12 protein-coding genes are annotated in these 12,319 nt (G+C 26.7%); all 12 read right to left on the bottom strand.

Annotated features, from left to right (window positions below):
• Positions 1–56: 56 nt before the first annotated feature.
• The 12 genes from Q0958_RS09570 to Q0958_RS09515 all read right to left on the bottom strand — a co-directional run bounded on the left by Q0958_RS09570 (position 57) and on the right by Q0958_RS09515 (position 12,319).
• Complete coding sequence (locus Q0958_RS09570) at positions 57–659, bottom strand: helix-turn-helix transcriptional regulator (RefSeq protein ID WP_299122349.1); 603 nt, start codon at positions 657–659, stop codon at positions 57–59.
• Positions 660–719: 60 nt separating this feature from the next.
• Positions 720–860: a hypothetical protein gene (locus Q0958_RS09565; RefSeq protein ID WP_299122347.1), complete on the bottom strand. Its 141-nt coding sequence runs from the start codon at positions 858–860 to the stop codon at positions 720–722.
• 215 nt (positions 861–1,075) lie between these two features.
• Positions 1,076–4,597 (bottom strand): hypothetical protein, encoded by a 3,522-nt coding sequence (locus Q0958_RS09560; protein ID WP_299122345.1) that lies wholly within the window; start codon positions 4,595–4,597, stop codon positions 1,076–1,078.
• Positions 4,598–5,015: 418 nt separating this feature from the next.
• Positions 5,016–5,258 (bottom strand): hypothetical protein, encoded by a 243-nt coding sequence (locus Q0958_RS09555; RefSeq protein ID WP_299122343.1) that lies wholly within the window; start codon positions 5,256–5,258, stop codon positions 5,016–5,018.
• A 488-nt stretch (positions 5,259–5,746) separates the two neighbouring features.
• Complete coding sequence (locus Q0958_RS09550) at positions 5,747–6,418, bottom strand: GIY-YIG nuclease family protein (RefSeq protein WP_299122340.1); 672 nt, start codon at positions 6,416–6,418, stop codon at positions 5,747–5,749.
• Between the two features lie 2 nt (positions 6,419–6,420).
• On the bottom strand, positions 6,421–7,815 hold the full coding sequence (locus tag Q0958_RS09545) for a DUF5906 domain-containing protein (protein WP_299122338.1): 1,395 nt from the start codon (positions 7,813–7,815) through the stop codon (positions 6,421–6,423).
• A 381-nt stretch (positions 7,816–8,196) separates the two neighbouring features.
• Positions 8,197–8,736, bottom strand: a complete 540-nt coding sequence (locus tag Q0958_RS09540; RefSeq protein WP_299122336.1) for a hypothetical protein — start codon at positions 8,734–8,736, stop codon at positions 8,197–8,199.
• 128 nt (positions 8,737–8,864) lie between these two features.
• Entirely contained in the window at positions 8,865–9,122 is a 258-nt protein-coding gene (locus tag Q0958_RS09535) for a hypothetical protein (RefSeq protein WP_299122335.1), read from the bottom strand.
• A 54-nt stretch (positions 9,123–9,176) separates the two neighbouring features.
• Positions 9,177–10,163 carry a DUF3871 family protein gene (locus Q0958_RS09530; RefSeq protein ID WP_299122333.1) on the bottom strand — a complete coding sequence of 329 codons (987 nt, stop codon included), beginning with the start codon at positions 10,161–10,163 and terminating at the stop codon, positions 9,177–9,179.
• Positions 10,147–11,037, bottom strand: a complete 891-nt coding sequence (locus Q0958_RS09525) for an AAA family ATPase (protein ID WP_299122331.1) — start codon at positions 11,035–11,037, stop codon at positions 10,147–10,149. Before Q0958_RS09525 ends, Q0958_RS09530 begins: the two co-directional genes overlap by 17 nt.
• An 81-nt stretch (positions 11,038–11,118) precedes the next feature.
• Positions 11,119–11,463, bottom strand: a complete 345-nt coding sequence (locus Q0958_RS09520; RefSeq protein ID WP_299122329.1) for a hypothetical protein — start codon at positions 11,461–11,463, stop codon at positions 11,119–11,121.
• 415 nt (positions 11,464–11,878) lie between these two features.
• Entirely contained in the window at positions 11,879–12,319 is a 441-nt protein-coding gene (locus Q0958_RS09515; RefSeq protein WP_299122327.1) for a hypothetical protein, read from the bottom strand.

Raw genomic sequence — 12,319 nt, 5'->3', positions numbered from 1 at the left:
TTTTTTCACAAAAAAACTATTCTTTTTGATAGTTTAATTGTAAAAACGGAAACAAACTATTTATGCCTTAATATAAACTCTGAAGGGGATTTAAAAAAAGTTTTAGGCGTTACACCACAAACTCTCTTAAAATCTCTTATAAAATGAGATTGATCAAAATATCCGTATTCATAACTCAGTTGCGTAAGTGTTATTCCTTCATTTTTAATCTTAAATTTCACTAAATCTAAAATTCTAACAGTAATTATAAAACTTTTAAGACTATAAAGAACTTCACTTTTAAAAACTCTATTCATGTATTGTCTTGTCTTATTAAACTGTAAACATAATTCATTAACCGAGATTTTTCCTTTTCGATTATAAATGTATTCACAAATACTTTTCACAAACTTCATTTTATCTGTAAATGTAACTTCGTGCTTCTCTATATAACCATATATCATTTGCAACCTTGTCATTACATCTTCTTCTTCAAAAATTGCTTGATGTAATAATTCTAAATCTTTATTATTTACAGCTAGATTTACAATACCATTCGTATTTAAATCAGAAAAAAAATAAGCATTCATCCAGGGTTGAAACTTAATAGTAACAAAAGAAAGCTTTTTATTTATTAGTAATTTATAAGGTGGTATACTTAAATCATGAATAGTAAACACCTTAGAGTTTAAAGAAAGACTTACTTGATCTTTTCCATATATAAACTTACCTAAACTTTCTTAAAAAAAGACTATATCATAACAGCAATCATCTATTAGAGGAATATAGTTTTTTTCTTTATTCTCCTTTATTGTAATATCATAAAATTCTTTATAAACATGCTTATAAGAAGCATTAGGAACATAGCTCTTTATTTTCATTAACTAATTTTAAGTTCAAAACTTTTTCAAAAATAACTTAAACATAATTATAACAAAAAAGCCTTACTGTTTCCAGTAAGGCTTATTGTGATCGCGACAGGATTCGAACCTGTGACGGTCTACTTATAAGGAATATCCTAACCCACCACAAATACTTTTATCTAGTAATTATAAATAACTCTTTAAACAAGATTAAAAAGATTTTTAAACACAATTTATTTAACATTTGAAATAGAAGGAACGTTATATTGGGTTAATTTAACATGACCTTTCTCTTTCAAAAACTTCATCCATAGAAAAGCTTTTTCAGACACACTATACAACATATTACTAACACTATTATTAAATTTTCTATCCTCACCAAAATGCTTATTAAAATATAACTCTAACAACCTTATTATTGAATACACATGTGTATGCCTTTCATAATCTCTTCCTCCTATAAATCCGTCTACAAGATTAAATTCTAAAACATTATATATTTTTTCAAAATCTAACTTTCCATTTTTTTTGTAAACAACCCCAGTTTTATCTAAATAAAACGAGTACAACTCAGCTTCGCTCATAGCTTCATAATTCTTATTAAACTCATTTATTAGTTCATCACTATAATCGTCCATTAAACAAAAACCTAAATCTCTGGTTAAATATTCAAGTCTTTTATAATCTGTAATAGGTAAATCTTTATAATACTTTAATACAGTTCCTAAATCTTTATAATTTGCATCTTTTAGTATTGATTTAGCCAGCTCCGTCCCTTCTGATTTCATAGCTATAACTTTTTGTAAAACATTTTCAATAGGTTCTCCTTGAAATTCTATGACACCGATAAATTTATTTACATATAGATAGTTAAAACTATCCTTTCTCAATATATTACGATACGCCTTTAAGGCTTCAATTATTTCTTCTTTATAAATACTACTTATATTAATTTCTTTAACCCAGTTCTTAAATTGTGTATTCCACATTAAATTGTAGTACATTTTACCTCTTTCACTTGGTTCAAAATTTTTAGATACTTCTTTTATATAATCTATAATTTTCTTGGGTGGTAATCCTTTAAATATTGTAACAACCCGTTCCAAATCTCCAGCATTAAACGAAGCATCTCTAAAATACCTAATATCTTCCATTCCTAGTATCCCTTCCTTAAGTTCTAAATATGAAATTGCATTTTTAGGCTTTACTTTAGCTAACGAAGAAAAAACTAAACTTTTATCCTCATTTTTATAATATTCAGACGATAATATTACATTTATATCTTGTATAGTAATGGAATCTTTCTTTTTCAATTTTTTAATTCTATTGAGATAAAAATTTCTTCCCCAATTTTTATATCCTTGAGCATTCTTCTCAAATAATTTCCCCCACTTATTTGCTGTTTTATGCTTGTTTCTGAAGTAACTACTGGATGATCTAGAAGAGGAAACAAATTTCACATCAAGTTTTGGGTCTTGTGGTATCGGAAAAACATGATTATGTATATGTTCTAAACAAGCTATTATCTTATCTGACACAAAAATATTATACGAAATACTATGATAATTCATATTTTTATCATGCCTACTAATATTCCCTTGATCTACTAACGTTTTAATAGTAAGTGATTTTATAAGAAACGGAGTCATGTTTACATTAACATTACGCATTATAATAGTTATAAGATTATTAGCTTCTTTTTTATCTGCTTTTGCTAAAGCTCCAAACAATGCTTCATAATCTTCTTCTGTATTCACTTTAACCAAACTGGCTGTTTCTTCACTTCTATTTTTTTTATTAGTTAAAAAATCAGATAAGGATATTATTATTTTTTCTTTTTTAGTACTATCTGTATAATTATTTAGCACCTTAAGAGCCATTGCTTTTATATCTTCATCATTTTCAAGTTTTACTAAGGCTTTAAGTTTTTTTATCGTTGAGGGCTTAGCATTATTAAACTTAAAAGCATATTTATTTACATTACCTATAATTCCTAATCTATCATATAAAGCTGATTTTTTGAGATAAAGTTTTAACTCTTTATTATCACCTACTATTTTATCCCAATTTTTTGAATACCATTTATCCAAAATTCTGGAAACTGATGAATTGGCTTTGTTATTAATTAAAGTATAATATTCCAAAGGAGTAATATCTTTAATATTTAATGATTGAATTAGTTTGTTTTCTATTTGGTATTTTTTTTTGAATGATTTTGTTTTATCTAATACATTTATTTCACTCACTAATGAGTTTGAAGGCAGATAAATTACTTTATGATTTTCACAATAAGCCGTTAATTCTACTAATTGCAATAGAAATTTTTCAGCAAACATCGGCAAGCTTCCATTTGAGTCACCAAAAGAAGAAAGATTATATTGATTTATTTTACTTTTAACTATTTCAGGTTTTTGTTGTGTTAATTGCAAATACGCATTTAACGCAATGGAATCATTTTTATTAAATAATTTTTTAAATAAAATAGAGACATAATCTGGCTCTAATATTTGATCATAAGTATTTTCAAATTGTTTTTTTAATGAATTCCACTTATAATCTTTATAATGATTATACCAATAAACAAGATAATTTACTTTGGCTACATCATCGTTATAATTTGCAGTCCAGTTTCCAGTTCTATCTTTAACTTCTAATTTCACCCCTGTTTTCTCTTCCATTATCTTAATAATATCAAATTCAACTCTTCCAAGATGATCATTATAAATAGATACTTTTCGATGTAACTGGGACCCCACATATCTCAATGAAAGTGGGTCATTTGATTCAAAAATATCTTGTAATGCATGATAGTTAATCCACCAATAATCAGACGAGTTCAATAACACAGTTCCATAAAACTCTGCAATGTTATCGGGGTCAAAATCATGATTCTTAAAAACAGCTTCGTATCCAAACTTTTTAAGTTCTTTAATACTTGGATAGGCTTCAAATAATTGCTTATATTCTTGCGTAATATTTTCATAGCTTTGATTTTTTATCACTAAATCGACATTTGTTATTTTAGATAATGCAAGAATGCATTCATCAATACTATACACTTCATGATTCTCAAGTATCTCTACAATCAATTTTGCAGATTCAATCGTCTTAAAATGCCTTAAAGAATAGCAAATTCCTGAATAAATTTGTTTCCCCCTATCATTTTCCCCGTTATCCCAATACCGACCTTCAGCACATTCTTTTAAAAATTCAAAAGCTTCGTTTGATTTTAATCTTGCAGCTGATTCTATTTTTTCTATAATATTATAATACCTACCATTTCCAACTAATTCTTTTATTTCTAACTTAATAGCTCTTAAAGAAGGCTCCTCTTCTATCTCCTTATTTAATTTTCTTAATCTATACTCGACCTTGCGTTCGCTAAGAGGAATGTTTATGAACTTATTTAAAAGATTAGAATATTTAATTTTTAAATTATTGTTATAAAGAAATTTTTTAAAAGATGAAGTTGTTAAAGAGTCATTAATAGACAAACCTTCAAAATCTGTATAATAATACAAGATTGATAAAGCTACCTCTCTAAGATTAGTTGTATTCGTATTCTGCCCTCTTTTTCGGATAAATTGACGTTTATCATCTAAAAAAACAGACACATCTGATATGGCTTTCCTATCTCCATTTTCAATAAGCTCAAGTAAATTATCTAGTTTTCTATTAAGTTCTATACTTTGCTTGTCTAGTTGAGAAAACATTATAGTAGGATAAACAAATAGAAGAGCTAATAGTTTTTTCATATTCAATTAATTTTAATTTTCAATAGCATACCAAAAATAAAGAAATTAACTTACATTTTCATGTAATATTTACAGGATACCCTGCTTAATTTATAAGATTAAAAAAGTGTAGCAGTTAATACACAAAAATTAAACACTAATTTTCATAGAACTGGAATTAATTAAAACCTTTTAATATAAAATTAAAAGATATTAAGTCGTCCTAAAATAGGTTGACGATTAATACTATATTTTAATGATGTAATGAAGTTAACTTCATTGCGTTTTTGTTATATATAAAGTTAGATGTTTTATAATTAAGACTTAAATGTGATCTTTTATCATTATAAATCTGAATAAATTCTCTTCTTAGGTAATCAAAAAGCGCATCTCTACCTATTTTGACTCCTTGATTATTAAACCTGCCTTTAAGCATATATTATAACTTTTTTGTGCCTATTCTAGACATAATCACACGTATTTCTTTAACTAACTTTTTGACAATAATCAACTCTTGTTCTCTGAATAAGAATCTACGCTCAGACTGATATATCGCTTGTCTATTAATCTCAAATAATCGACAACAATAAGAAAGGCTTAATCTTGCTTTTGTTTGATGCATCTGATTGTTAGAGTGAAAACTTTTTTCTAATCGAGGTACCATACTGCTTATCTGAAACATCAATCGTCTTATTTAGAATCTGACTCCTTAATTTTTCATCTTTAAGCTCTTGCTCTAATCGCTTAATCTTTTGTGCTGGTGTTTACTTTGATTTTGATATAGTATGAATTGAAGGTTTATTTCTGTCTAGGTTACCATGTTTTCGTAACCAAACCAAAACAGTACTTTTTCCTTGAATAACATAATCTTTTTAGAGTCTGTTTATAGGTCATTTATCCCTTTTCTACTTGAGAAACAACAGCTAATTTAAAATCCAAGGTATAATCTCGTTGTATACGTTTTTCTTTGGGCTCTCTGAATAATTCATAAATAAACCCAATTTATTTAAACTTATTTTAGGACAAGAAATATAAAACAAAAAAGCTCCACTAATTAAAGTGAAGCTTTATGTGAGCCCGATAGGATTCGAACCTATGACTATATATTTAATATTTACAATACCTCATACACATTTATTTAAATTAGTATTCCTAAAAACTCCCCTTTTTCTATATAGATGATTCATATTCCCATTTGTATCCTCCAGCTGAATTACGCTCATTTCTACAACACTTTGCTATACAAGTCTTATTAATTTTAGTTTTCCTGCTAGCCTCTGCTATTGAATTAAAAAAATTAATAACTTGACCAGAAGAAAGAGAATATTGAATTACCTTCTTTTGTCTGTTATCTTTTTTAGGTTGAAAAGGAATTTTTAATTTATAACTCCAATAAAAATTAGCGTATTTAATCTTATTTAAACATGCTCTAGAAACTTGTTGTTTAGTACCTTCTACTGTATTTGCTGCCTTATCAAGGCATTCAAATTTAGCTACTAAACTTCCATCTTTGATTCTATATTTGTATACAGATTTTTGAATACCTCCACCAGAATCCATATTAAGCGAAATACCTTTACCTTTATTTTCACTAATTAATTCCTTCTCTTTTCTAGCTAATTCATCAATAACATAAAGAGTATTATCTGATTCCCATTCAAAAGCATCAATCTTATAAGTTACTATAGAATTATAAAACTTACTTTGTTTACCTGATATCGTTTTTTGTAAATGGTCTTTTTTTCGAGCTTTTATAGAAGTAGTTGTTATACCAACATAAACTTCTTTAGTTTTCTTATTTGTTACGGTATACAAAATACCTTTTTTAGAATTATTTTTCATACCTACATAAATTTTGGCTTTAAATAAAATTCATATTTATTTTCCGACTTTCTATCTTCATATATTAAGTCTTTATCCTTAGCATAGGATTTCATCCATTTAGTAAATCTATGTGATGATATATTATTATAATGTTGATACTCTGATATAAATAATTCTAAAACTACTTTTTTGCTTATCCATTTTTCAACTTCAACTATTCCTGTTTCAATAAATCTCACAAACTCATGATTTGTTAGACTAATTAATTTGTTTCTTTTTAGGTTTATTGGCTTTGCTATAATTAATCCATGTTCAAAGTATTTTAAAACACAATTCATCATAAAGTAATAAAAAGAACTCCATTCTTGAATATCCCAATCATCAAAAAAAGTACAATTGAACTCATCAAAAGGAGTATTATCCCCATTATAGTGATTAGCAACCTCAAACTCACATCGACGTCTTGTATCTGTATTTCCTCCTGTCCCCTTAACAATATAGTTACTCGAAATAGCTATTTTTGGAGCATTTTCAGGTTTAATATAAATCTCATCTTTATATTTTTTATCTACTGTAATTCCTGTAGTAATCATTGAATATAATTCCTCTAAAGAAAAATCTCTATTTACATCATCATAAAAAATTATATCAGTTGTCAGTTTTATTCTCTGATTTTTAAACCAACTTTTACTTTTCAGGTTTTTACCATCAACAACAACTAGCTCCCTACATTTCCCTATTGCCTGTAACAAAAGGCTTTTCCCTGTCCCGCCATTAGCTGTTCCATCATAAGAAATATTCTCATCTATAAATATTAATGCTCTTGAATTTTTTGAATCATTATTTCTATGAAGTAAATACCCAATGTTAGTTTGTAACGCTAAATATCTAACATCGTTTTTACCCGATAAATTATAACAAAATTTCTCAAATTGAGACTTAGTAAGTTGTTTAGAGTCATATTCATTCTCTAAAACTCTTGATTCCCATATTTTATTTTTAAAATTTTCATATTTAATTTCTTTAATTTTATTATCGCCAACTTGACAACAAATGTTTTTGAAAAAGAAATAACTATTTTTTTCTATATCTCTGTCATTTATAAGTTCTGTCTTGGGTAGTAATTTTAATTTAGTTTTATTAATATAACTTGAAACTCCTTTAGAAAATTCTTCTATAATTTTTGTGTTTCCTATTTCTTTTAGATATTTTGAAACATAATCAATTACTACAGTATCTTCAATTTCTGAAACTCTATTTTCTTTTTCATAAACTAATAAAAACTTAGTATTTGAAATTTTTGCTTTATAAAAACCTGAATTAGCTAAAAACTCGATTAGCTTGCTTTGACTTATTTTAATATTTGTTTTGTTATCTATTAACCAAAAAACAAAGCGTTTATTTTTTAGATTCATTAATCTATTTTATTATTAATTATCAAAATGCTCTAAAAAAATAGAAGAAAGAGCTTAGTTCTTCTATTAATCTCTCTGCAAATATCTACTTAATAGTTAAAAAAAAAGTTAAACCTAATCTCTTAAAAAGCAATTTAAAATTGCGCAATTAATTTTTCTTTATTCTAAAGGGAATTATATTTTTGCGATATTTTATTAAAAAAATTTAATAATCTTTTTGAAGGTAATATTATTCTTTTTTTTATTCTACTTAATTCTGGTGTACAATTATTTATCACTACATAATCCTTTTTACTTATAGTTTCCCTTTCTAGAAAATGAGTAATAATCAACTCTGAAAAATACTTATTACTATCTACACCTTCTATAAAACCTTCTTCTCTAAGAAAATAAAAAACAAATCTCTGTTTTACTTAAATTAAATTTTATCTTGTTTTTCTCAAAATCATTTGAAAATTGTAAATACTCATTAGGAAGTATGTTTCTAATTGTTTTATCTATTTCGAATAATAAAACTTTCCTTATTTCATCATACCTTTTAATAAAATCATTATTTTCAAAAAAATTCTTTTCTGTTTCAAGAAAATTTATCAAGCTATTACAATTATAATATAGGGCTTGAGGATTCCCAGAATACTTATGACACAAACCTCTCATTTCCATCTCATAACCATAACATATTCTTTTTATTTTATTTGGTAAATATTCATTAAAAAAATCTACAACAACCTCTTCTGGATACACTATTTCTTCTTTTCCATTTTCATCATAATACTGATTACCTGGTCTTTGAAAATAAGCTTTGTATTTTTCATTTTCTAATAAGATCCCTTCCAACTTAAATCTTTCATAATTTTTTTGAAATTGTTTTTCTGATTTGAAATAATCAAAACTATCTATTGGTAATAATTCTTCTCTCATATTTTTTTATTAATAACACAGCAATATATAAATTACTGTGCTATTAATAAATAAGCTAACCTTTTCAGTATCTTTTTCATATAGAACAAACCATCTAAGAAATTAATATAGCATAATCATACTTTAAGCTATATATTATAACAAAGTATTTCAAAGTGATAATAGAAGAACCATTTACCCTTAATTTTAAACACATATTTTCCATTTTGGGATAATGCAGTTGCTTCTACTAATACTATTTTACTTTTTTTAAACCTATCAATATTGTAGATAAACTGTACAGGAAAAGGGCAAAACAAAGTTATTAATTCATTCCATTGAGTAACAACTAAAATTCTATTGGGGGCATAATATTTATTAAACGTTACAATTTCACTTTTACTCATACTGTTTTTACATTCATTTTATATTCTTCATTTTTAAGTTTTAGCTATATAACACTAATACAAGAAAAAATTAGGTTGTTCATTTTGTAGTGAATCAGCTAGCTCTTGGATAAACTCGTATGCTCGTAACTCACGTTGGAGAAAAGTATCTATATAGGTACTTTTTACTGCTCCAGTAAATAAGTTATATAGCTCCCATAAGTTTATCATCCCTTTTGGAGAAATATTGAAGTTTTCATCTTTGAAGTAGTTTTTAGCAATAGTATTTATTTGAGTATCATTAAAATCCAAAGGAAATAAATGCTTTTTCTCTGAACTACTTAAATATTGATACATTTTCATCTTACCAATTAAGTGAGCCACTTGTTCCATTGATAAATAGAACTTACTTAACCTTTCCATGTTTCCTAAATGTTTCTCTTGATTATAGGCTTTAAAAAGATTAATTACTCCTTGTTGTAAATCATTAATATTTAACACCTTTAAATCATCTTTAAAACCATCAGTAGCAACACATAAATTTGTACATACTGCGTTCACAAAACCAATAAAAATCTTAAACTTTTCATATGATTTTTTACTATATAAATTCTCATTGTTAAAAGCTCTTACTCCCCCAACTACAAGTGACAACTCATTTCCATTAACATTTTTAGTAATACTCGGTATTTCAATACAAAAAGCCATTCTTTCATAATAAATAGTTTTCTCATGTTCTTCTAGCTCTTTAACAGACTTACCAATAGCACTAGGTATTCTTCCTTTTACAATATGAGAAACCCTAACATTAGGTTCATTGAATTGATGAATAGGGAATACTTGTTCTAACGCTTCTATTGTAGTATTAATAAATACTGCATGACTAATAGTAACTTCATTGTCTTTTGAGAAGACAGGTAAAATAGTGTCATTAATCAAATGCTGAACAGTAACCTCTTTTGTATTAGCTTCGATAAATGGATTTTTAAACCTTTTATTACTTCGTTTTTCTGGTTGTAAATTTCTCAATTGAGTATTTACATTATTAAGAATTAATTCCATTATTACTTATTTTTACTGAGTCAAAAATTTGTTTGTTATCTATAATTTCAGAATTAGAAGATTCTATTTCTTGTTTTCTCTCTAATACCTTTTCTTTTATAGTTTCTTGTAAATTAGGGTGCTTAGTATAAATATGTCTCAATCCTTCAATTGTTAAACATTGATTAATTTCATTAAAAACATTCTCAATAGTAGTATCTGTATCGCACCATTTTTTAAGTAGTTTACCAGTACCAGAAGAGATAATAAATTCTGGTTTATTCATAAATAAACCTGTTCTATCTTTACTCGCTACTGTTAAATGTTTATCATTTACCAATTCGAAATTTACAGTAAGCTCATACTCAAACCCTTCACGTGTAATTTCTTTTGTTCCATGTTTAATTACTTTTGATTTTCCATTTGAATAAATATCTAAAGAATAATCAATTTTTCTTCGAACAGTAGTAATGATATGACAGTTTGATTGTAAGATTTTATCTATAAAAGTCTGATGTCTTGGAGTAACTTTTGCCCAATCTTGGAATCTTCCTCCTAGTTGCTCATGAATTTGCAAACAACCACCTGTGCCATTCCACTCGTGAGTAATACTATCAATTATGATTACTTCCATTTGAGCTTTTTCACATAATTCAATAGCTTCAATATACCTTTCTGGTGCATAAGGTGAATGCAATGCAACTGTATTATAATTCCCTAATTCTGCATACAAATTAGCTGAACCATTTTCTGTATCAATGATTGCTATTTTACTCCAATCTTTAGTTATTCCGTATGCTAATAAAAGTGCTGAGTAACTTTTCCCAAACCCTGATGCTCCACTTAAACCAATACGTAATTTTACTTGTTCTTTTTTTGCTTGTTGTAATTTCATATAAATGATTTTTAGTTAATGTATATATCAAAAAAAAGAGCCATAATTGGCTCTTTGATTATTAGTAATATCAAAATGTGATTATATCACATCTCTTTCTGGTATTAACTGCTCGTTGATTTCCTCCAACACTTCATCTCGATATTCATATCGATGCTTTAATGTTATAACTTCACCTGTTTCTGGAATAGCAAACTCAAATGGTTCACACTCGATTTTAACTATTTCTCCTGGGAATTTAGTTCCAACTAAATCTTCACACATACTTTCATCGAAAGTGCATGAAACTGATGCTGTTTTAGCTGTAAAATACATTCTTCCAGTGTTTTTACTCTTTACAGATGCAACTCCGCCTTGAACAATTAACACATTAAATTTTTCTCCTTCTGAATTTTCTCTTTGTTTGTACCCTTTAATAGTAACCATCTTTTTAAATTTTAAATTAAACAATGGCAGGGTACTTACCCCAACCTAAACTAAGGGGGAAGTGTTTGTTTAATCATCGTGGGCTTTTATCCAGAAAAAAGTGATGAAAAAATTAAAAATATTTTTTTTAAAAAGCTGGCTTTTTGACTTTAGCCAAGTTGACAAGTTTATTTCAAAAATAATTCTATTAACTTCATTGTAACTTTAGTTTATCAAAATAATAAAGCTAATACACAATAACCTATCATTATAAAAATAACAAAAATTGCATTTTTTAAGGTTACTGAAGATCTAAATTTGTTTTTTGATTATTCACTAATTATAGCAGTAGGAAAGCTGCTATTTTACATAATGAAACTAAAGTTAACGAGAAGTACCATAAGCTTCTATATGCAACTTAGCTTTGAAAAAAGTATTAATCTAACTCCATATAAGCTATACAGTCTTTAACAAAATCATTACATGCTGGTTCCAATTTTGATTTTTTTACATCGTCTATGAACTGATAGGCTTCATCCAAATAAAATTCTTCTTCTTCAAAATCATTAAAAAACCAAAGTGATATTTCAAAGATTGCAGAAGCAAGTTCTTCAAAATCCTTTGCTACACATGTAAAACAAACACTTAAATGTTCTGAGGGAGAAACATAATCATATTCAAAACTATCAGAAGCATTTTTTAACATTTGGCCTGAAAAAGCTAAAACAGCATAATCATTAGCAATATCTTGATTAGTACTATGGTAAAGCATTGTTTCTTTTGGAACAAAAATCTCAAATGGTTGATTCTTCTCTTCTAGTAATAAATTGATAACATCTTCTTTTGACGCGTTTTTTATTTCCTGAATTTGTATCAT

The sequence above is a fragment of the uncultured Tenacibaculum sp. genome, from assembly GCF_947499065.1.
Taxonomy (GTDB): domain Bacteria; phylum Bacteroidota; class Bacteroidia; order Flavobacteriales; family Flavobacteriaceae; genus Polaribacter.
The sequence above is the reverse complement of the archived record's forward strand: the minus strand, read 5'-3'. Positions and strand labels throughout refer to the sequence as shown.